This window comes from Bermanella marisrubri (genome assembly GCF_012295615.1).
Taxonomy (GTDB): domain Bacteria; phylum Pseudomonadota; class Gammaproteobacteria; order Pseudomonadales; family Oceanobacteraceae; genus Bermanella; species Bermanella marisrubri.
The window spans coordinates 1467450-1488498 of record NZ_CP051183.1 but is presented as its reverse complement, the minus strand read 5'-3'; the positions used below and the strand labels follow the sequence as shown (position 1 = coordinate 1488498).

The window sequence follows — 21049 nt, the reverse complement described above, 5'->3', positions numbered from 1 at the left end:
TCACTCCTGTGTCGCCTATTCACTGTCCCAAGGGGCGCTTTTCTTTTGTACAAAAGCCATGGTGCCAGCCATGCCCTCTTTACCCTGTACCGCTTGGCTAAAGAGTTTGGCCGCATCATCAATTAAGTCTCTTGCGTTTTCTTCTGCCGCGCGCAAAACTAACGACTTGGTCATGGCATTGGCTTCGGGCGCGCATTTCTGAATGCTCGACAGCACGTCTTTTAAGGTATCGTTTAACTGGGATTCATCCGCTGCATAAAAATGACTGATGCCCAGCTCCACACTGGTTTTGCCATCAAAGCGCGCACCTAATAACGCTAAACGGCGGGCTTGTGTTAAACCAATGCGCTTTACGACAAACGGTGCGATCTGAGCCGGTGGAATACCCAAGGATGTTTCTGGTAAACCGAACTTCGCCGAGTCTGTGGCAATGGCCACATCACTGACACAAGCCAAACCAAAACCACCGCCTAATACCGCACCTTCTAAAACCGCAATTACCACTTGCGGTGCAGCGTTCACTTTGGCGATTAGCTCACCAAACTGTTTATTTAACTGGTAGTAAGGATCGGTATCAGACTTCGCTGCCTCTGCACGTGCATTGGCCATATCTTTAATATCACCGCCAGCACAAAAATGACCATCGGCACCACGTAAAATAATCGCACGAATCTCACGTTTCCCTTCAATGGCATCAAACACACTGCCTAGCTCATTGACCATGGCCAAACTCATAGCATTGCGAGACTCAGGACGATTCAAGGTCACATGCAATACCCAACCGTCTTGCTGCAAGGCGATGCTGGTATATTCTTTTTCTAATAATTCTTCGATCATACTTAAACCCTTTATAATCGAGCTGATCTCTTACCTTCGAAAGCTCTCAAATGCTTTCTCATAGCAACGTTTTTCAAAACCCTTGTAAATCATAAGAGCGTTTTCTCGTAATCCGTAAACGCTGGCTCATAGCAACGTTTTTCAAAACCCTTGCTCAATCATAAGAGCGTTTTGCGAGGAAGTTTGGACAAGGCAGATTTTTCCGAAATACCGCAGTGTATGTTTTATACATGAGGATATTGATGGCAAAAATCTAACGCCGTCCAAACAACGCAGGTAGCTCTTATTTCGTTTTCTTCGGGAGGATATCCATATACTTACAAATAATTCCCAACATAATTTCATCCGCCCCGCCGCCGATGGAGGCAATACGCCCATCGCGATATACCTGAGAAACTGGGTTATCCCACGTAAAGCCCATACCGCCCCAATACTGCAAGCAGCTATCCGCTACTTCACGGGTTAAGCGACCACCTTTCAATTTACACATGGACGCCAGCTTGGTGACGTCTTTGTTTTCCATCATCAATTCAGTAGCACGATACGTCAGTGCACGCAGAGCTTCGATTTCGGTTTGCAATTCAGCTAACCGGAAATGAATAGACTGGTTTTCAATTAAAGGCTGACCAAAGGTTTTACGTTCTTTGGTGTATTCAACGGTTTGCTCAATACAGCGCTCAAGCGTAATTAAACCGCTCGCCGCACCCCACAAACGCTCTTCTTGGAATTGCAGCATTTGCAGCATAAAGCCCATACCTTCTGCACCAATGCGATAGCGTTGAGGTACACGCACATCATCAAAATACACAGGGGCCGTATCGCTGCAGCGCATACCAATCTTGTCGATCTTTTCGCCCACACTTACGCCCGGTGTATTGGCTGGTACTACAATCAAAGATTTATTCTTATGGGGCTTATCGTCACTGGTATTGGCGAGCACACAGAAAAAGTCTGCTTGTGTGGAGTTGGTGATCCACATTTTTGCGCCGTTAATGATGTAATCGTCACCGTCTTTTTTCGCCGTAGTCTTTAGACCCGCCACATCCGAACCCGCACCGGTTTCGGATACCGCAATCGCTGCAACAAATTCACCTGCAATGGCTGGGGCCAAAAACTCTTGCTTGAGTTCTTCACTACCAAATTTCGAAATCGCCGGTGTGGCCATATCAGTTTGTACGCCAATGGCCAGCGGCACACCGCCAATACTTGCATAACCCAAGGCTTCTGCTGCATAAATATTGTAAGAATGGTCTAGGCCCATGCCGCCGTATTTTTCTTCTTTATTGATGCCCAATAAACCCAGGTCACCCATCTTTTTGAATACTTCGTGTGCTGGGAACGCACCGGCTTTTTCCCATTCTTGGGCATTCGGGTTCACTTCTTTTTCAATGAAGTTCTTAACGGTTTTAAAGAGTTCTTTATGTTCGTGAGTTAAATGCATGATGATGTCCTATTCTTAAATCTGTTTATTCTTTTTGTATTCAGTGAATTCAGTTAGCCAATAGTTGGGCTACAGTCGTCCTATAATCGCGCTACGCCAAACGAGTTGCTATTGAGTTTGCGTTGCTGGGCTTCCTTACAAATACTCAAGCAAAAGCCCAATACACGGCGGGTATCTCTTGGGTCGATTAAACCGTCATCCCATAACCGCGCCGTGCCAAACAAACTGGTACTGCCTGCTTCCAGCTTTTGCTTGGTCGCTTCTTCAATGGTATCCAGCACTTTAGGGTCGGGTTCCATGCCCATCTTGCGCTGCTTTTCTTCGGTGACGATGCGCAGCACTTTACCGGCTTGTGCGCCACCCATTACCGCGGTTTTACTGTTCGGCCATGCAAAAATAAAATCAGGATCTAAACCGCGACCGCACATGGCATAGTTACCGGCACCATAAGAACCGCCCACGTTAATACTGATTTTAGGAACGCGGGCATTGGCCACCGCCTGAATCATTTTCGAGCCATGTTTGATCACGCCCTGCTGCTCACTTTGCGTACCCACCATAAAGCCTGTGGTATTGTGCAAGAATAAAAGCGGCGTATTGCTTTGCTCACATAACTGAATAAATTGCGCAGCTTTCGAGGCACCTTGCGGAGTAATCGGACCATTATTACCAATGATGCCCACAGCATGACCTTCGATCTTGATGCGACCACACACGGTTTGTGAATCAAAATCGTTTTTGAAATCTAAAAACTCAGAGCCATCCGCGATGCGTGCAACAATTTCACGCACATCGTAAGGCTGCTTACTATCAGCCGGTACAATGCCTAAGAGTTCGTCTTCATCATAAAGCGGTGCTTGATATAAGGCTGGTTTTTCGTTCTGAACAAGTTGTTCATTCCATGGCAGGCTTTGCACAATATTGCGCGCAATGCGAATGCCATCGGCATCGTCTTCCGCTAAATATTCACCTGTGCCTGGGGTTTGCGCGTGCATTTCGGCACCGCCCAATTCTTCATCGGTAGCGATCTCACCAGTGGCCGCTTTTAAAAGTGGTGGCCCGGCTAAAAACATTTTGGCTTTGTCACGGACCAATACCACCCAATCACTTAAGCCGGGTTGATAGGCACCGCCCGCTGTTGCATTACCATGTACCACTGTAATTTGCGGAATACCTTGGGCCGATAAACGAGCTTGGTTAGCAAAGGCTTTTGCACCTTTTACAAATACATCGGTAGCGTAATTTAAATTAGCGCCGCCGCTTTCCGATAAGCTCACCACAGGCAATTTATTTTGCTGGGCGATCTCTTGTAAGCGCAAAGACTTATCTAAACCCGCAGGTGAAATAGTGCCGCCTTTAATAGCGCAGTTGTTCACCACAATCATGCAGCGCACACCTTGCACATAACCAATGCCGCCGATCACACCACCGCCAGCACCGCTGCCGTCTTTATCGTCGTGCATTTTGTATCCGGCTAATGACATCAACTCCATAAATGGCGAACCGGGATCAAGCAAACGGTTCAAACGTTCACGGGGTAATAATTTTTCACGCTTGGCAAATTTTTCGGCACTGGCCAATTCTTTGTCGATGACCTTTTGCTCGATGCTGCGAAACTCGCTCAGGTAAGACTGCATGGCCTCTTTATTGGCCTCAAACTGCGGCGAATGCACATCCACTTGGCTTGCGATAGGAGTCATAATTTACGCCTCTTCCTTTGCTTGCTTTAACACCTCGGGCATAACCGCTCGGTGAAAACCATTGTAAGGCTCGTTGTTTTTGGCTTTCGGTAATGGCCACATGCGATTACCCAAGGACGCCGCGCCATCAATACGTAAGGTGGCACCGCTCACAAACTTACTGCCTTCACTTAATAAAAAGCACACGGCACTACTGATTTCCGATTCGGTGCCCATACGCTTAAGCGGCACTGCATCCTCTAATTTAGGAATAATGGCTTTAAACGCACCGTCGTAGGTGTCCATACCGCTAGAAATAATCCAACCTGGAGCAATGGCATTCACACGCACGCCAGACTGGCCCCATTCATAGGCAGCCGTCTTAGTGAAATTATCCATGCCTGCGCGGGCCGCACCCGAGTGCCCCATGCCCGGCATACCGCCCCACATATCGGCAATGATATTGACGATGCTGCCGCCGGTTTTCACCATGCTCTGGTTATACACTTCGCGGGCGAATAAAAAACCACCTACAAGATTGGTGCGCATAACGGTTTCAAACCCTTTTTGATTGATGGCCGCCAATGGCGATGGATACTGACCGCCAGCATTATTGAGTAAGCCATGAACCGCACCGTTATCCGCCACAATGGCCTTCACCACGGCTTTCACGCTTTCTTCATCGCGGATATCACAGGCGTGGAAGCTAGCGTTGCCGCCGTCTTCTTGAATTTCTGCCGCGACCGTTTGCAACTTCTCTTCCTTTCGGCCAATCAGTACCACATGGGCCCCTAAGCTGGCTAGCTCGTGGGCACAGCAACGGCCAATACCACTGCCGCCGCCTGTCACTACATGGACCTGACCTGCAAACAAACTGTCTTTAAATACGCTGTTATAACCCATCTATGGCCACCCTATTCCTATGGCATACATCACTAATCAGTCTATAAATCACAACATACCAAGCAAGCGCTTGGTTTACAATGCAAAATGTTTCAGAAATAATGACCAAATACTCCAGCAAGGCCTTTTCGCTTAGGAAACGTGAATGAATTTAGACGCACTCGATACTGTTGATACCCGCGACCCCGTCCTTAAAGACTTAATCCATAAAGGCCAAGTCACCGATCCGCACTCGGCCAAGGGTAAACTGATGCGTGCTGCCGCCCACCTATTTAAGAGCAAAGGCTACGAGCGCACCACCGTGCGTGAACTGGGTGCTGCCGTGGGCATACAAAGCGGAAGCCTGTTCCACCACTTTAAAAGCAAAGAAGAAATCCTACTGGCCGTGATGGAAGAAACCATCATCATTAACATGGCCCGCATGAACGCCGCTTTAAGTGATAGCAAAGACGCTGGCGAAAAACTGCACGCATTAATTCGCTGCGAACTGGACAGCGTACACACAGATACCGGCGAAGCCATGAGCGTATTGGTATATGAATGGCGCAGCCTTTCGCCAGACAAGCAAAAGTACGTACTGCAATTGCGGGATGAATACGAAACCTTATGGCTCAATACCATCGAAGAATGTAAACAGCAGGGACTGATTCAGCACGACGCGTTTATTTTACGGCGATTATTAACCGGGGCCATTGGTTGGACCACCACCTGGTATCGCCCAGATGGTAATTTAAGTTTGGAAGACCTGGCAAAACAGACTTTATTGCTTGCTATTAAATAGTCAGCTATTAAATAGTCTGCTATCAAATAATTAGCGGTTAAGTAATCAAAGATCAATAAACATACAAACCAATCGCAACCGACTAACTAAAACAGCAATAAAAGCAGCAATAAAAGCAGCACAAAAGCAAAAGATATAAAGGCCCAGTATTTTGTAATTTACGATAAGACAAAAATGCGGGCCTTGTCTTAAATCAGGTTTTTAACCGACTACTCAAATAAATTTATTTAGCCTACCTAAGTTGATTTAGATCACTTCAGCCCTTTTCTCGTTTCTTACTATGGACGCATCTAATAAACGTGCAACATAAAGGAAACGAAGTATGTTGAAAAAAACCTTAGCCCCTTCTGTACTAGCCACTTCTATTGCATTGGCTTTTTCTACACCGGCCATGGCCTATGAAGCAGGTGATATTTTATTGCGTGTAGGTACAGCAACCGTCGCGCCAGAAAAAACTAGCGATGATATTGATCAAATAGCTGGCCAAGCAGTAGAAGCCAACGACAATACGCAACTGGGTATTTCTGGTACCTACATGATCACCGATCAACTCGGTGTTGAAGTATTAGGTGCGACGCCTTTTAGTCACGATATTGAAGCCAAAGCGGGAACGCTTGGAGCCGAAGGTGCTGCCATTGGTGAAATCAAACACCTACCACCCACCATTAGTGCGCAATACTACCCGATGGATAAAAACAGCAAGCTACAACCATACGTAGGTGCTGGCTTAAACATCACCGTATTCTTCGATGAAGAAACAGGCGCAGGTGCAGAAGGTTTAGGTTACGACGAATTGTCTTTAGATAACTCTGTTGGTCTTGCTGTACAAGCGGGTGTGGATTACGCATTTGATGAGAAGATGTTTGTTAACGCATCTGTTATGTATGCCAAGATCGGCACAGAAGCCACGCTAAGTGATAGCACAGGCACTGCTCCAGACCTAACCGTTAACTACGACCTAGACCCATTAGTCTATCGCGTTAACTTTGGCTACAAGTTTTAATAGCCCACTACAATAAAAACCCAACAAACGGTTGCAAGCGTTCATTGGGTTACCAGAAGTTCGACTGGATTGCCCGCCATAGTGCGGGCTTTTTTGGTTTTGGTTAAAAAATCTAAATTAACGGGACAAGAGAGACCAATACAATAAAATGTGCGGTGAATTTCAATAGTATTTTCAAGCTGACCTAGCGCCTTGCACAGCCGCCGGCAAAACTGGCGCGTAATTGCGACAGTAATTTAAGTGACAGTTTTGACGGTCGTTTGCTGCCACTTGTTATGAGCTGCCATCTATTTAAGCTGATCTGGGTGAAATGGGTATTTATCAATAAATTCGCACATCTTTTGAGCTAGGCGAACCATTCCAGTTACAAACTGATCATCAACTTCTATGGCCGCTAACATTAAATGAACTCTTATTGAGTTTGAAAGAAAGCATGTTTCAGCAACTTCTATATACATTTCTTTAGCAAGACCATGTTCAAATTGTCCATGGCAATATTCTTCGGCAGACCTTCCACCATGTATAAAACTCGAAAGCTCGGCGTACTCAGGAATTAATTTAAGAAGGTAATTATTGTCACCACCTAAACTTGATGGGTTACCCTTAAGATACCTAATTATACTCCGGTGCTTCCATTTTGAAGTTATTCTTCCAAGCTCTTTCTGGCTAATGTTCAATTCAGGGTGTTCTTTTTTTAACTTTTTCAAGACCTGTGAATCTGTGCTAGTGCCGAGCATAGATTTCGCAACATCAGAGGCCTTTATATATGACAATGCCTCACTAATGCACATGTACTTAATGTATTCATAGCCTACCTCATCAGTCTTTTCAGTTAGAAACCTTGCCAAAATATAATTAAATTTTAGGTAATGCTCAATTAATGTTCTATGTAAAACTTTTGCAGGATATAGATTGGTTTCGCAATCTTCAGCCAGCGCATAGATTCCAAGTTTTATAGACGTAATACTCGCTGTTAATCCTACTAACGCTGAAGCCGTATGGAGATAATCTGAACCACATAATACAGGAATAAATTTTTCAGCTTCCTTTTCCCACTCTTCATGAAAAGAATCTTCAAACTCTAGTATTCCATCAATTTCAAAATTCACTATCTACGATTACTCCTTATAACGCCTTACATAAGGGGGCGCAGCTTGAAGGCGATCTTGATGTTATTGTTATATCTCATTTCGGTAAAAGAACAGCCGATGTAATTGTTTCACCTACTGATATTTTGCAGTTTTCAAACAATAGTCGCTCAAACTCTTTTACTTGATCATAGGCTGAATTCACATAATCTGGGACTAGCTTTTTATCCCACTCGCACTCCATGGCTTTTCGCAACTCATCTCTATCTTTTATTTCGGTTTGAAGCTCAACAGGCTTACCATGAGCAATTGAATCTCGTAGTTCCTTTAGTTCCCATAGCGTTTTATAGGGCTCTGTATGCTTACTAAAAGCTACACCAGCTTGCGCACAAACTTTCTCCATCTTGCTTTTGTAGAAATCTCGCTCTTTCCATCGTTGAACTCTTTTTTTACCGATGAAATTAACCAACGCCTCTGTTGTAAAGGCTAACGAGATCAAACAGCTCATACAATCAAGTCCAACAGCATCTTCGATACCGTCTTGTACCTTTTTATTAATCACTCCAAGTTGATAATACGCGAGATTGAAAAGGTCATTATGTGGGTAGATTTGTACTTTATGACTCATATATCTTTAGCATCCCTTGAGATATAACGCCGGCGTAACGGGCCGTTTTGTGGAGCGACAGGAGAGCTCACCCCTAAAAGTAGACGCTTATACTGATTCATATTAAGCAGCCATTCTTTCATACTGCACTGGTGATTTAAAGTTTAACGAAGTATGCATTCGAACACAGTTATAATAATCCTCCAGATACCATTTCGTGACATCACGGAGATGCTCTGCATCTTCGAAAATTTCACCATGGAACACTTCCGTCTTAAATGTACGAAAGAATGATTCCACGTGAATGTTATCCGTCATTGTTTTATGACGATTCATGCTCGGCCTTATCCCAGATGATCGAAGTCTATTTTGAAAAACATGCGCGCCATATTCAGCACCCTTGTCACTATGAAAAATCAATCCAGGCTCGAACTGTCTCGATTCAATCGCCATATCCAATGATTGCAAAGTTAGTTCAGTAGTCCTGTTTCTACTCAATGACCAACCAATTATCTTCCGAGAGTAAAGATCTAGAATAACGGATAAATAAATCCATTCGCCGTTGACTTTAAGATAGCTAACATCACCTGCCCACTGCTGATTAGGACCAGATGGTGGCGGAATATTATGTCTAAGGTTCCCAACAGTTATACATGAATTATCCGGCAATGCCTTCCTACGGTACAATTTCGCCGCTTTAGCTATCAACCGCTCTTCCCGCATAATTCTTGCAACACGCTTATGATTAACAACCAGCCCTAAATTCACTAATTCACGATGAATTCTAGGGCTTCCATAGTTCCCTTCATGCCTCTCAAATATCTTCTTAATTAAGCGGGTGAGCTCATCATTCTTATCCGATTTTAGTTCTACAGGCCGACTTAACCACTTATAGAAACCAGAAAATGATACAAAAAGTTTCCGGCAAAGGTATCTGACACCAAAATATTCGCGATGATCTTTTATGAATCTAAATCGGAATTCTTTTGGTCCTTCAGATACCGATCCCACTTTTTTAGAAAGTCATTTTCCTTTTTTGCTTCTGCCAATTCTTTCCTAAGACGCTTGATCTCATCGTCTTTGTCTCGATCTTCCTTAGGCGTAGATGTCTCTTTAGTCATACTAATTCTTCTTGAAGGCTCTTCTACAAACTTACCTTCTCTATACTCCTGTCGCCATCGATAAATCATCATTGGGTGAAGATTGAGAACCTTAGCGATATCCATGGCTTTTACATCGAGTTCAAATGTAAGTTTGATTACTCTGATTTTAAATTCTACAGAGTACTCAATGACTCGCTCTGGGCTGAGTATTTTTGGCATTTACGACCTACCTTTTGGTTTAGATAGGCGTCTACTTTATAGGGTGAGCTCTCTCCGGCGCCGTAGGCGCGTAGTTGATTGACTTGTTATGAGTTTTTAGCAAAATATTTGTTGGCCTTTAAACTTATAGAATTTAACCCGTAAGTCGTTCTACGGGTGTAGTTACAATATTCTTCTGAAGGAATACTACCAAGGTTTTCAAAACCATCCAGAAGATAGCCAGCCTCAACTTGCAAAAAGGGCTTTAAGCCATCTTCCTGCAAAGGCTTAAAGCCTATGATTTCACCCCCCACATGGCTTATTGAATTAATATGTAGAACCCCTTGTTCAATGATTGGGCACTCATGAATGTCAACTTGTGATGGGTGCTTGCTACCAGACCAATCATGCAATCCGACCAATAGCAATTTAGTCTTTCTACCGTTTTTCTTTTCGATTAGAAGAATTCTCCCACATGCAAAACGACCATCATTTAGAGGGATATAAAAATATTCTCCCTCCTTGATCTCAGATGCTTTTGTAGGTGTGATCGGATACATGACTTTACTCATAACGCCCGCAACACGGGCTGACAATTGATTGTGGCTTTTGGCATATAATGGCGAAGCCATGCCAAAAGGCGCAAGCAGTTGGCAGTCCTGATGTGCTTGCGCTTGTTATAACTACCATGCAACTTTTTCTTGAAAGCTAGGCTGAAGTTTTTTAAAGCCTTCGCTTGCTTCTTTTTCCCATGGCCAAACACCTTTTACACTAGGGAATATCAGCTGCATAACAGGGTAGTTAATGCTGCCATAAAGCCAATTGCACGATAACATGAACTCTTCTTTATATTTATCTGCTACTTCTTGAAAGGTAATCTGAAATCCCTCGATAAAGCCTTCATAGTACTCGCCAGGTACAAACCTCTCGCCTTCCTTTATTCTTCGGTTATATTCATTAACAATCCAAGAGCTTAGTTCATGCCGTAAGCCAAGAATAATTAATTCTGGCTGACTCTCTACCTTATGAATCCCAATGGAATAAGTGAAATCAGGATCTTTTTCTTCTGGATCAAAGACCGAGGTTACATGGCAGCCATATTCTTCGATATTTTTTATTATCTTTTTCTCAGATTCGTTCATGATCTATCCTGAGTTATAACAGCGTGTTATACGGCCTAGATACTGTTAATAAACTATATGCGGCTTGGAGGTGGGATTGAATTTCCCTTTCTTCTCAATGAGTTACCGCTATATCCATTAGCCGGGTTAATGTTATCCACAACGATACCATGGTAATTTTCTTTTTGGAACGCCGGTTCGCATAACTCATCCACAGGGCCGCATAATCCAATGGTCTTGTGTACAGATGCCTGTAAGCCCCCTGATCATTGACTTTGCCAGCTCAATGATATTTCGTGATATGCGGCCCGATTCGCATTACCAAAAACACTTCGGCTTAGTAAGCATGTATTTCAATTAATAATTAATTTCAGATCCGTTTGTTATCGACTCAGCATGACACCTAAAGCTTTAATGATTTTATCTCTATTGGCTTCACTTTCACGAATTGAAAGGTTTTGTTCTATATGAATAAAGCGATCAGAGGCGATTGATGCGGAAGCTGTGCAGGCGTTGGTGGAGTCGTTTAAAAAACGCCCTTGTACATTGGTGGTTCCGCATAAGTGATTCGTGGCAGTTATAGAATCAAATGCATTGCATATTGTGACAGTTTCATTAGGAAATTCGTTTATTAATTCAGTATAGAGTTTTGCCACTGGGCTTTGTGCATTGGTGTCGTTGGTTGTCCCGTTGGATAGACTAAAACCGTCTCGGCTCATGCCGTGTAAGTTGATGGTTAATACATCGGTATAGGCTTGGGCAATTGTTTGATGAACGACTTGGAAAAAGGAGTCCACTACATGGGCCATGTCGGATTCACGAAAAGGCTCGCTTTCACCACAAACCGATGTTGTGCCCGAGCAGCTTGAGTACCCTGTATTGGCACAGCGATGACCACCATTAACAATGACGGCTCTGGCGTTTAAATCGGTAAAGATTTCCACGGCTTGCTGCATGGTGTGGGATTCAAAAAAACTATGGGGTGCTTGGACCATTAAAGGTGTTGCCGTATCGCTGGCTCTGATCACCCAACGGGCGTGCCCTTCCCCTGCGGTTTGTGGATACCAAAAGACTAATGGCCCGATTGTGCTTTCCATATGGCAGATGTCATAGGCGGCATCTGTACTTTGGCTTACGGCGGATTCGTATGAGGCATCAAAGAAGGCATTGAGTGAATTGGTGATGGCGGTGCGTTGCGCATTGGCGGGCACTACATAGGCTTGGGAATTGGGCGATGGTGCACTGATGGACGATACCGAGAAGTTTTCCCATGGGTCACCACTGCATTGTGGGATGGCTTCTTCTAGCGTTAGAGTGGTTTCTTCGTCGACATCATCATTACTGCTTGAGTCACTGCCGCAGCCAGTTAGGGCTAATAATAGTATTGCTGTTAGTGCTGCTATTAATTTGGGGGCGGTAGTTTGAATGCCAAAACTGAAACGCATGGTGACCTCTTACATGCCTGCTTCAGTTTAGGATAGTAGCTAGGGGGTCAGATGCCATGAAATAATGCTTTGCCGTTATTTAGCCCCCGAGAACCAAAACATTACTAAAAGCAGCACAACAATAATCACTATGCTTAAGACATTCTCATTGCTTGATTCAATTTGATGTGAGGTGGGTTCTTCATTTTCTTTTTTTATTTTTTCAAAATCGAATAGTGCCGTTGACAATGCTCGGCCTTGATACAGAACAACTTTATGGGCTCCTGCTCCTAGGGCTAGTTCCCTGAAAGCTTTACGCTCTATCATCGTTAAACCACCCTCGTCTTTTTCCATTGGATGAATAACCACTCTAGGTGAAGGTGATATCCATTTTTTGCCAAGGAGTGTTCGAACGATGTATTGAAGGAGCTTTTCTGCCACAAAAAAGTCATTTAGTAATGCGCGAGGATGGGAAAAAGGGTTTGTGATCTCTATATTTTCATTAGAAGGTATTTTGTTTACTTCATCGCCTACTGCCACAACTACCTTACGCCCGCCCTTTTCTGTTCTGGTAGCTAATAAAGGGGCTTCGTCAAAAACCTTGCATGTACGAATATCGGTAACCTTGATCCTATTTTCCCAAATTTGAACATATAGATCGGTACTTAGTTTATTGATTAAGTATTTGAGCATTTCTAGTCCTTGTTAATTGGGTATCCACACTGGGCGGCACTTAGTCGGTTTTCTCAGCGAGTATAGTTCACAGCTGTCTTGTTGAATATAATATTGAGCCTCATAAACCCATCTTTCATCCTGTCTCATTCTTGCTATCATAGCCGCCATCTTTTACTCACGATTGAACGATTACGGCTATGAAATCAGCACTGTCTTTGTTTGCTACGTTTTTTGTTTTGGGTTGCACGAGCTTTGGTGGGCCTGCTGCCCATTTGGGGTATTTTCATCAGCGCTTTGTGAAAGAGAAGCAATGGCTGACGGAAGATGAGTACGGCAAATTACTGGCCTTAAGTCAGTTTTTACCGGGCCCGGGTTCAAGCCAAGTGGGTTTTGCCATTGGTTTAAATCGCATGGGTTTATTGGGCGGCATCATTGCATTTGTGGCGTTTACGCTGCCTTCGTTTTTGATGATGCTGGTGTTGGCCATGGGCTTTATTCAGCTTTCTGAGCAGGATTGGTTACAGAGCATCATTCATGGTTTTAAGTTGTTGGCTGTGGTTGTGGTGTTGGATGCGGTTTTGGGCATGGGTAAAAACTTCTGCAATACCAAAACCAAGCAATTGATTGCGGTGGCCACGGCCATTGCGGTGTTGCTCGCGCCGGTGGCTTATATTCCGTTGATTTGTATTGCTGTTGCGGCGGCCATTGGTTTATCGCAACAGGCTGAAGCGAGCAACAATGTTGAATGGAAGGTGCCAAAATCCGCCTGGATCTTTGGTGCGATCTTTGTGGCGTTTTTGTTTATTCCGCTAAATCCTATTTTTAATCAGAGCTATACCGCCGGTAGTTTGGTATTTGGTGGCGGCCATGTGGTATTACCTTTATTACAAGATTATTTTGCGGCCAGCGTGGGTGAGTCTGCTTTCATTACGGGTTATGCGGCGGCGCAGGCGATCCCTGGCCCTATGTTTACCTTTGCTACTTTCTTGGGCGCGTTAAGTCATGAGTCTCCGGTTTTGGGTGCGCTATTGGCAACGGCGGGTATTTTCTTACCGGGCTTTTTGTTGTTGCTGACGTTCCATAAGCTTTGGAATAACCTTTCCCATCATAATCGCATCAATAATATGGTGATGGCGATTAATGCTAGCGTGGTGGGTTTGTTGGGTGCCACGCTTTACAACCCGATCTTTACGAGCAGTGTGATGTCGCCATTGGATTTTGCATGGGTAGTCGCGGGTTATGCGTTGTTGAAGTTTGTGGGCTTGAAGATTTTGTGGCTCATTGCCATTACGATTGTGGCGAGTTTAATTCGATTTGCTTTGACTACTTAATAGATTCTCCGGTCTGTCGCTTCGCGACGCCGGAGAATGACGGGAAAATTGTTCATTCCCCTACAAGCTACTAAGCTGTCATTCCCACACTGGCAAGTTCAACATCATTCCCCGTAGTCTCCTAAACCGTCATTCCCGCGAAGGCGGGAATCCATGGAATTCATTGTCATCCGTTTAATGGGTTCTCCGGTCTGTCGCTTCGCGACGCCGGAGAATGACGGGAAAATTGTTCATTCTCCCACAAGCTTCTAAACCGTCATTCCCGCACGGGCTCCTAAACCGTCATTCCCGCGAAGGCGGGAATCCATCTAATTCATTGTAACCCGTTTAATGGATCCTCCGGTCTGTCGCTTCGCGACGCCGGAGAATGACGATAAAGAAAGCAATGGTGGGTACTGAAATCAGACCGTCAAAAAGAGGGATCTTTTTGCCGAGCCTGCACGGATGCATTTACGGCGAGTCTGATTTGAGTGTCCGCCGTTGCTTTTTGTATTGATCGCTTAGTGGATCCTCCGATCAAGTCGGAGGATGACGAATGAACGTCGGAGAATATCGAATGAACGTCGGAGAATATCGAATGAACTCAGGAGGATGACGAAAGAATCCTACCGATTCAATTCGTATGCGCACATATTTACGGCGGTGGCTAAGTTCAACGATTCCACGACGCCCGCGCCTTGAATGCTATACGCTGTGGTTTTCAGTTTACTCAGTTCTTCGTGAGGCACGCCGCGTGCTTCGTTTCCAAATATAAAGCAACGCTGTTCGCTGAAGCCTTCACTGGATAACGGTTTGCCGTTGATATCCAAGCAGGCAAATTCATCAAAGCGGTTTTGCATGTCATCAATGCTGATATTTTGCTCGATGGGCACATGGAAGATGGCTCCCATACTGGCGCGCACCACTTTTGGGTTGTAAGGATCAACGCTATTGGGGCTGAGCACACAGCGGAAACCACCAAACCAAGCCAGCGTGCGCAAAATAGTACCGAGGTTGCCGGGGTCTTGTACTTCGTACAGGTAGACGGTGCGCTCATTATCGCTGGCGATGGCTTGTTGTGTTCGCTCATCATTAAACGGCACAACCGCGACGATGCCCTGCGGGGTTTTGGTATCCGCCATTTTTTGCATTTGCTTGTCGGTGACGCGCACTTGCTTGAGAGATAGACCATTAAGTGCGCTTTGCTCTAGCTCGCCATAGCTTTCACTCAGGTACACGGTGGATGCTTGCAAGGCTGGGTTGTGCTTGGCAGCCTTGGCCAGTTCTAAGATCAGATGCTCCCCTTCTACCAAAAAGCAGCCGTATTCGTTGCGATACTTTTTCTGGTGAAGTTTTTTGATGTCATCTAATTTCATGGGCGCGACTTCTAGGCTATCGGAATCTTACGGGGTCTGGTTATTGGGTGGGGATTGTACCCTTCGCCCCTCACCTTGTCAGTGTTACAATAGCGCATTATCTCGCAGTTACTTAGAGTTCAACCATGGCAAGATCCAAAAGCAGTAAGCAATGGCTTAACGAGCACGTGAACGATGTGTACGTAAAACGGGCGCAGAACGATGGCTATCGCTCCCGTGCCAGCTATAAACTGCTTGAGCTTATTGAAAAGGATAAGCTAGTGCGCCCGGGCATGGTGACCATGGATTTAGGTAGCGCCCCCGGTGGTTGGTCGCAGGTGTTAGCCCCAATCGTCGGTGATAAAGGCCGTGTGATTGCCTCGGACATTTTGCCCATGGATGCCATGGCCGGTGTGGATTTCATTCAAGGGGACTTCACGGAAGATGAGGTGTTTGATGAGATCATGGCCAAGCTGGATAACGCGCCGGTGGATTTAGTGGTATCCGATATGGCACCGAACATCAGTGGTGTGAACGCAGCCGATCAAGCGTCGTCTATGTATTTGGTGGAGTTGGCGCTGGATATGGCCCGTCAGGTTTTGAAGCAAAACGGCAGTTTTGTGGCCAAAGTGTTTCAGGGTGCCGGTTATGAGGAATATCTAAAAGACGTGCGTTCTTCGTTTAATAAAGTTTTGATTCGCAAACCCGATGCCTCGCGCCCACGTTCGCGCGAGGTGTATGTGGTTGCCAAAGGCTTTAAGGGCTAGCGACGCCCTTTTTTGCCAGCGGGTTTTCCTGCTGGCTTGCCCCCTGCTTTTCCCTTCGCTCCGGGTTTTCCGCCCTTCATTGGCTTGCCGAATGGCTTACCGCCTGCTTTGCCTTTTGGGCTTGGTTTGCCGCCTTTCATAGGTTTGCCTGATGGCTTACCACCCGCTTTGCCTTTTGGGCTGGGCTTGCCGGATGGCTTGCCGCCGGGGGGTTTCGGTGGATGCTTGGTATTAGGGTTTCCGCTTGTTTTTTTCGCTTTATGAGGGCCGCCGCGCTTAGGACCACTTTTTGAGGCTTTCGCCGCTGGCTTTTTACTATTGGTTTTATTGCCCGGTTTATTCTGTCCAGACCCACCCGGTTTGCCACCACGCTTTTGTGTGGTTTTACGTCCCGCTGGCGCTTCTGAGGAGGAATCTTTAATGGCGTCGAATATGCCGTTTAGTTCTTTTTGCGTGAGATCGCGCCAGTCGCCTGTGGCCAAGCCTTTCAAATCCACATTCATAATGCGAACGCGCTCTAGGGCGACCACGTCGTAACCAAAGTATTCACACATGCGACGGATTTGACGGTTAAGCCCTTCCACCAAGGTAATGCGAAACACCGTAGGCGATTCTTTTTTCACCTTACATTTTTTGGTCATGGTGCCCAGAATCGGCACGCCATTAGCCATGCCTTCGATGAAGTTATCGCGAATGGGCTTGTTCACTTCCACCAGGTATTCTTTTTCGTGGTCGTTACCCGCGCGCAGAATCTTGTTCACCAGGTCGCCGTTATTGGTTAAAAAGATCAGACCTTGGGAGTCTTTATCTAAACGACCGATGGGAAAGATACGAGTGCTGTGACCCACAAAGCGTACGATGTTATTGCGTTCGCTGCTTTCGGTGGTACTCACGATGCCTACGGGTTTGTTCAAGGCGATGAAAACAAAATCTTCAGGCTCTTGCGGTTCAATGATTTGACCGTTCACTTTGACCGTATCACCCGGCGCTACCCGATCCCCAACCTCGGCACGCTTACCATTGATATAGACATTGCCTTGTTCAATGTAGCGATCGGCCTCACGACGAGAGCAGATACCACTTTCGCTGATGTATTTATTGAGACGGGTTGTGGAATCGTTGAGCATAGATACTAATAAACGCTGTTAAGACGATGATAAAGGTTGGCCGACGAGCGGCGAATATAGGCAGCGAGTATACATGAAACCAGCGCCATTGATAAAAGCGACGTCATAAACCCGTAATAGACCCTATATTCACCCTAGGTTATGCTGGATATCGCACTAACAATAAGAATAATCTGAAGGCTTTTTTATCAAAGGACGAACCATGCTGCACCGTCTGACACACTCATTAAACGCGTTGTTTGTAGGAATGCTCACACTAGTACTGATTGTGGCCACAATAGTGTTGACCACTTCTAGCACTCACGCCAACGAGTGCAAGCAGGCAAATAGCATTCGGTATTTAGGTGTGGGGGCTTTGGATATTCGCTACCAAGGCCAACGCATTATCACTGACCCCTATTACACGCCCTTCTCGATTTGGGATACGCTGACGCTGTCTTCCTACAAAACCGATATGGCATCTGTTGAATCTGCTCTGGGTAAACCGCAAGGCGATATCCAAGCAGTTTTAGTGGGCCACGGACATTATGACCACTTAGCTGACCTGCCTGCTATGGCAGAATACCTAACACCCAAAGTGGACATCGTCGCCAGCGAAACCAGCATTAACATGGTGAAAACCGCCCTTGAAGCCGCAGAGCCAATGTATCACGCCATGCCTAAAGACAGTGATACCAGTGATTGGATTTCGCTCGCTAATGGCTGGATTCGAGTAAAAGCCATTCCATCCAAACATGCACCGCAACTTTGGAACATCAATTTGTATCAAGGTCACATTAAGCAAACGAAAAAAGAATTGCCCAAATATGTATGGAGCTGGAAGCAAGGCATGAACCTGACGTTTATGTTGGATTTATTGAAACATCCTAACAGCGATGAGATTCATAAACGCGTATTTATACAGTCCAGCGCCGCTCCATTCCCCGCTGGTTTTATCGAATCCGACGCACCAGTAGATATGACGTTTTTCGCTGCTGCCTCATTTGATAATGTCGAAAACTACCCAACCGGATTTTTAAAAGCCTACCAACCTCAACAAGCCATCGCCGTACACTGGGAAAACTTTTTTAAACCTTGGTATGGAAAGGACGTAGAAGCCGAACCACTGAAGTTAATCGATTATGAATTACTGGAAGAAAGAGTGAAGAAAAGCAGCCCCGACAGTGAGTATAGTTTGGCACAGCCGGGGAGGTGTTTCTATTTATAAGGACCTTCAATAGGCTGGTCTCATCTAAAAGATTACAGGAGTAGACATTACTCATCTATATCTCTTTTGTTTCTAAGAAGGACAAAGCAAAGTGCTAAAAATAGTCCAATAAAAACATCAACCAAACCGTCTAGGTGACTGGGAAAAATCGCATACAAAGGGTCATACTTCCCACCAGTTGTCGCTGACTCTCCTTTATATAAAAAATATACACCCTTTGTAGTACAATAAATCGACATTAAGATAAATATCAATAAGTAAAATTTCTTTGGCATATCACACCTAAAAATGGAAATTTCAACCTAAATCTAAATATTGCGATATTATCTCTATAATAAAACTAACAGCAGCCACTAAAAATGCGATTTCCCATAAAAAAAAGAAGAGCATAAGAAAAGTATATGAAAATGGCCTGTCCTTTAAACTAATAATCTCATCATTAGGAAAAGACAGCTCTTTTTCTAAAACCCCATCCTTCAAGAAAATATAACAAACATAAGAAAAAACCAAAGCTACAATTAGGTTAAAATAGAGCATTATTTCTCTACCTCAAAATTATTCAAAAGGCTTTATAGTATGCCACTAAATCTAATGGCCAATCGACAACCTATTAAACCTATCACTCGGTATATCTATAGTATTTATTCCCAACCCGTTTACCTAAATCCTAGAAATCTATTGAATTAAGAATTTAGGATGCTTTGATAACACAAAGTTGGGATTGTAGAAAAATTTATGGTTACTTAATCAAGACAAGCAAAATACTACAGGCTAACACCAAGACTTACACTAACAATTATTATCTTTAAACTAATCCGCAGGAACCGTCCTTCCCTCTGCCCACGCTTGCAAGGCATCGATCTTTTCACCCATAAGCACAGATAACGGTTGAGTGCGGTTTAGCTCTTCTAAAATGTGCATTTCATCAAGCTGCTCTTCTCTTGCTTCTGCGACGTGTATGGCAGATACAATGGCTTGTTCGATTTCGGCACCAGAGAAACCTTCGCTTTGCATGATGCAGGTATCTAGCTCGACTGATTCTGGGTCGATATTGCGTTTCTTCAAATGAATTTCAAAAATGGCTTGTCGGCTTTCTTCTTTTGGTAAATCCACAAAGAAGACTTCATCGAAACGACCTTTACGCACCATTTCTGCGGGTAGTTTTTGAATATCGTTGGCAGTGGCAACCATGAATACCGGCTCTGGGCGCTCAGCCATCCACGTTAATAGCGTGCCTAAAATACGCTGTGATACCCCAGAATCATTTTGGTCAGTACCCAAGCCTTTTTCGATTTCATCTAGCCATAAAACACAGGGCGACATGAGCTGGGCGAGGTTAAGCGCTTCTCTTAAATTCTTTTCGGTTTCACCAAAGAATTTATTATACAAGGCACCCATATCCAGTCTTAATAGGGGCAACTGCCAGCTACCCGCAATCGCTTTTGCTGCCAAACTTTTACCACTGCCCTGCACACCTAACAGCAATAAGCCTTTAGGTCGCATGGATTCGTTTTCGTGCAGGAAGGAGGACTTGCGAATGGATAGCCATTCTTTCAGTTTGCTTAGGCCTGCCACATCACTGAAATGCGCAGTCTCGTATTCGTAGGCCAATACGGAATCCATATCCATGAGTTCGAATTTGGCTTTATTGATTTGAGGAAGATCGGATTCGGTAATAGCACCATCATCGGTGATAGCACCACGGATCAAACGACGGGCATCACTGTAGGTCACACCTTTCAAGTGCTGAATCATTTGCTTGAGTGTTGCCGGATCGGATTTGACCCTTACCTTACTATTGGAACTCCAGCGCTTGGCTTCTTCTTGTACCAAACGCATGAGCTGGGTTTCACCTGGTAACTTGAACTTAAACCGAGCACATAAGCGGCTAATTTCTGGTGGGATGTCCATTTCATAACTAAGCAGGATCAGCGTCTTTCCCGTTTCTTCCCGTGATAGTGCAATGTCTTTTAGCATGCGCACAACTATGGGCTCTTCGATAAACGGATGCATATCACATAGAACGTACATGCCTGCTGGAGATTGACTCGACTTGATGTATCTCAGTACCTCAAGGGGTTTCTTGGTGCCCTCAGAGTCGGCCTCTTCACCAAATTGGCCACGCTTTAAGCCATCGCTGAGCGTCCATTGATACATGGCATCGGACCGTTTTATCGCCACACGAGTGATCAACTCAAGCGCTCGGCGCTCTTCGTAGGACTCTACGACGATAATGGGCAAATGATGAGAAATGACGCGATGAAGATCTTCTATATCCTGCATGGGTCTTCCAAATCCCTGACTTCAGCATTAAGACATGTGGGGAGAATACAGTGAATTAATTCGGTTTCCCAGTCTCGGAATAGAAACAATAAAAAAGCCCCTCTGGATTGGGACCAGAGGGGCAACGGGCCACTTTGTGC

The 21049-nt window shown here is 45.0% G+C and carries 20 protein-coding genes; 5 read left to right on the top strand and 15 right to left on the bottom strand.

Annotation, left to right across the window (positions count from 1 at the left end; genetic code table 11):
* Window positions 1-15: 15 nt before the first annotated feature.
* From HF888_RS06875 to HF888_RS06860, 4 genes are all read right to left on the bottom strand, one after another.
* Window positions 16-837: an enoyl-CoA hydratase/isomerase family protein gene (locus tag HF888_RS06875; RefSeq protein ID WP_007017581.1), complete on the bottom strand. Its 822-nt coding sequence runs from the start codon at window positions 835-837 to the stop codon at window positions 16-18.
* A 283-nt stretch (window positions 838-1120) separates the two neighbouring features.
* Window positions 1121-2278, bottom strand: a complete 1158-nt coding sequence (locus tag HF888_RS06870) for an acyl-CoA dehydrogenase family protein (protein WP_007017580.1) — start codon at window positions 2276-2278, stop codon at window positions 1121-1123.
* An 80-nt stretch (window positions 2279-2358) separates the two neighbouring features.
* A complete protein-coding gene (locus tag HF888_RS06865) occupies window positions 2359-3978 on the bottom strand; it encodes an acyl-CoA carboxylase subunit beta (RefSeq protein WP_007017579.1) in 1620 nt (539 codons plus the stop codon).
* Between the two features lie 3 nt (window positions 3979-3981).
* Window positions 3982-4860: an SDR family oxidoreductase gene (locus tag HF888_RS06860; protein WP_007017578.1), complete on the bottom strand. Its 879-nt coding sequence runs from the start codon at window positions 4858-4860 to the stop codon at window positions 3982-3984.
* Between the two features lie 145 nt (window positions 4861-5005).
* On the opposite strand from HF888_RS06860, the gene HF888_RS06855 reads away from it, so the two are divergent.
* Both HF888_RS06855 and HF888_RS06850 read left to right on the top strand, forming a co-directional pair.
* A complete protein-coding gene (locus tag HF888_RS06855) occupies window positions 5006-5641 on the top strand; it encodes a TetR/AcrR family transcriptional regulator (RefSeq protein ID WP_007017577.1) in 636 nt (211 codons plus the stop codon).
* Window positions 5642-5963: 322 nt separating this feature from the next.
* Window positions 5964-6644: an OmpW/AlkL family protein gene (locus HF888_RS06850; protein WP_007017576.1), complete on the top strand. Its 681-nt coding sequence runs from the start codon at window positions 5964-5966 to the stop codon at window positions 6642-6644.
* A 287-nt stretch (window positions 6645-6931) separates the two neighbouring features.
* Here HF888_RS06850 and HF888_RS06845 read toward each other — a convergent pair whose 3' ends face one another.
* The 8 genes from HF888_RS06845 to HF888_RS06810 all read right to left on the bottom strand — a co-directional run bounded on the left by HF888_RS06845 (window position 6932) and on the right by HF888_RS06810 (window position 12878).
* On the bottom strand, window positions 6932-7753 hold the full coding sequence (locus tag HF888_RS06845) for a DUF5677 domain-containing protein (RefSeq protein WP_007017575.1): 822 nt from the start codon (window positions 7751-7753) through the stop codon (window positions 6932-6934).
* A gap of 76 nt (window positions 7754-7829) precedes the next feature.
* Entirely contained in the window at window positions 7830-8360 is a 531-nt protein-coding gene (locus tag HF888_RS06840; RefSeq protein WP_007017574.1) for a hypothetical protein, read from the bottom strand.
* 102 nt (window positions 8361-8462) lie between these two features.
* On the bottom strand, window positions 8463-9350 hold the full coding sequence (locus HF888_RS06835) for an IS3 family transposase (RefSeq protein WP_083771882.1): 888 nt from the start codon (window positions 9348-9350) through the stop codon (window positions 8463-8465).
* Window positions 9302-9661 (bottom strand): transposase, encoded by a 360-nt coding sequence (locus HF888_RS06830; RefSeq protein ID WP_007017095.1) that lies wholly within the window; start codon window positions 9659-9661, stop codon window positions 9302-9304. The genes HF888_RS06835 and HF888_RS06830 overlap by 49 nt, the downstream gene beginning before the upstream one ends.
* An 86-nt stretch (window positions 9662-9747) precedes the next feature.
* On the bottom strand, window positions 9748-10212 hold the full coding sequence (locus HF888_RS06825) for an Imm26 family immunity protein (RefSeq protein ID WP_165837030.1): 465 nt from the start codon (window positions 10210-10212) through the stop codon (window positions 9748-9750).
* A gap of 111 nt (window positions 10213-10323) precedes the next feature.
* Window positions 10324-10782, bottom strand: coding sequence for a DUF4262 domain-containing protein (locus HF888_RS06820; RefSeq protein WP_007017572.1), 459 nt, complete (start codon window positions 10780-10782; stop codon window positions 10324-10326).
* A 362-nt stretch (window positions 10783-11144) separates the two neighbouring features.
* Window positions 11145-12206 (bottom strand): hypothetical protein, encoded by a 1062-nt coding sequence (locus tag HF888_RS06815; RefSeq protein WP_007017571.1) that lies wholly within the window; start codon window positions 12204-12206, stop codon window positions 11145-11147.
* Between the two features lie 75 nt (window positions 12207-12281).
* Window positions 12282-12878 (bottom strand): rod shape-determining protein, encoded by a 597-nt coding sequence (locus HF888_RS06810; protein ID WP_007017570.1) that lies wholly within the window; start codon window positions 12876-12878, stop codon window positions 12282-12284.
* Window positions 12879-13057: 179 nt separating this feature from the next.
* Here HF888_RS06810 and chrA point away from each other — a divergent pair, with 179 nt between their 5' ends.
* Window positions 13058-14191, top strand: a complete 1134-nt coding sequence (gene chrA, locus HF888_RS06805; RefSeq protein WP_007017569.1) for a chromate efflux transporter — start codon at window positions 13058-13060, stop codon at window positions 14189-14191.
* A gap of 605 nt (window positions 14192-14796) precedes the next feature.
* Here chrA and HF888_RS06800 read toward each other — a convergent pair.
* Window positions 14797-15546, bottom strand: coding sequence for a TrmH family RNA methyltransferase (locus tag HF888_RS06800; RefSeq protein WP_007017568.1), 750 nt, complete (start codon window positions 15544-15546; stop codon window positions 14797-14799).
* Window positions 15547-15671: 125 nt separating this feature from the next.
* Between HF888_RS06800 and rlmE the strand changes: the two genes are divergently transcribed.
* On the top strand, window positions 15672-16292 hold the full coding sequence (rlmE, locus tag HF888_RS06795; protein WP_007017567.1) for a 23S rRNA (uridine(2552)-2'-O)-methyltransferase RlmE: 621 nt from the start codon (window positions 15672-15674) through the stop codon (window positions 16290-16292).
* On the opposite strand, the gene rluF is transcribed toward rlmE, so the two are convergent.
* Window positions 16289-17419, bottom strand: coding sequence for a 23S rRNA pseudouridine(2604) synthase RluF (rluF, locus tag HF888_RS06790; protein WP_007017566.1), 1131 nt, complete (start codon window positions 17417-17419; stop codon window positions 16289-16291). The two genes, rlmE and rluF, sit on opposite strands and share 4 nt — an antisense overlap.
* Before the next feature lie 202 nt (window positions 17420-17621).
* On the opposite strand from rluF, the gene HF888_RS06785 reads away from it, so the two are divergent.
* Window positions 17622-18626, top strand: coding sequence for an MBL fold metallo-hydrolase (locus tag HF888_RS06785; RefSeq protein ID WP_007017565.1), 1005 nt, complete (start codon window positions 17622-17624; stop codon window positions 18624-18626).
* A gap of 810 nt (window positions 18627-19436) precedes the next feature.
* Here the strand turns inward: HF888_RS06785 and HF888_RS06780 are convergent.
* A complete protein-coding gene (locus HF888_RS06780; RefSeq protein ID WP_007017563.1) occupies window positions 19437-20909 on the bottom strand; it encodes an AAA family ATPase in 1473 nt (490 codons plus the stop codon).
* Window positions 20910-21049: the final 140 nt, after the last annotated feature.

Bases quoted from the DNA above. Each gene is read 5' to 3' on its own strand.
- HF888_RS06875 (WP_007017581.1), bottom strand. From the start codon at position 837: ATGATCGAAGAATTATTAGAAAAAGAATATACCAGCATCGCCTTGCAG.
- HF888_RS06870 (WP_007017580.1), bottom strand. From the start codon at position 2,278: ATGCATTTAACTCACGAACATAAAGAACTCTTTAAAACCGTTAAGAAC.
- HF888_RS06865 (WP_007017579.1), bottom strand. From the start codon at position 3,978: ATGACTCCTATCGCAAGCCAAGTGGATGTGCATTCGCCGCAGTTTGAG.
- HF888_RS06860 (WP_007017578.1), bottom strand. From the start codon at position 4,860: ATGGGTTATAACAGCGTATTTAAAGACAGTTTGTTTGCAGGTCAGGTC.
- HF888_RS06855 (WP_007017577.1), top strand. From the start codon at position 5,006: ATGAATTTAGACGCACTCGATACTGTTGATACCCGCGACCCCGTCCTT.
- HF888_RS06850 (WP_007017576.1), top strand. From the start codon at position 5,964: ATGTTGAAAAAAACCTTAGCCCCTTCTGTACTAGCCACTTCTATTGCA.
- HF888_RS06840 (WP_007017574.1), bottom strand. From the start codon at position 8,360: ATGAGTCATAAAGTACAAATCTACCCACATAATGACCTTTTCAATCTC.
- HF888_RS06830 (WP_007017095.1), bottom strand. From the start codon at position 9,661: ATGCCAAAAATACTCAGCCCAGAGCGAGTCATTGAGTACTCTGTAGAA.
- HF888_RS06825 (WP_165837030.1), bottom strand. From the start codon at position 10,212: ATGAGTAAAGTCATGTATCCGATCACACCTACAAAAGCATCTGAGATC.
- HF888_RS06820 (WP_007017572.1), bottom strand. From the start codon at position 10,782: ATGAACGAATCTGAGAAAAAGATAATAAAAAATATCGAAGAATATGGC.
- HF888_RS06815 (WP_007017571.1), bottom strand. From the start codon at position 12,206: ATGCGTTTCAGTTTTGGCATTCAAACTACCGCCCCCAAATTAATAGCA.
- HF888_RS06810 (WP_007017570.1), bottom strand. From the start codon at position 12,878: ATGCTCAAATACTTAATCAATAAACTAAGTACCGATCTATATGTTCAA.
- chrA (WP_007017569.1), top strand. From the start codon at position 13,058: ATGAAATCAGCACTGTCTTTGTTTGCTACGTTTTTTGTTTTGGGTTGC.
- HF888_RS06800 (WP_007017568.1), bottom strand. From the start codon at position 15,546: ATGAAATTAGATGACATCAAAAAACTTCACCAGAAAAAGTATCGCAAC.
- rlmE (WP_007017567.1), top strand. From the start codon at position 15,672: ATGGCAAGATCCAAAAGCAGTAAGCAATGGCTTAACGAGCACGTGAAC.
- rluF (WP_007017566.1), bottom strand. From the start codon at position 17,419: ATGCTCAACGATTCCACAACCCGTCTCAATAAATACATCAGCGAAAGT.
- HF888_RS06785 (WP_007017565.1), top strand. From the start codon at position 17,622: ATGCTGCACCGTCTGACACACTCATTAAACGCGTTGTTTGTAGGAATG.
- HF888_RS06780 (WP_007017563.1), bottom strand. From the start codon at position 20,909: ATGCAGGATATAGAAGATCTTCATCGCGTCATTTCTCATCATTTGCCC.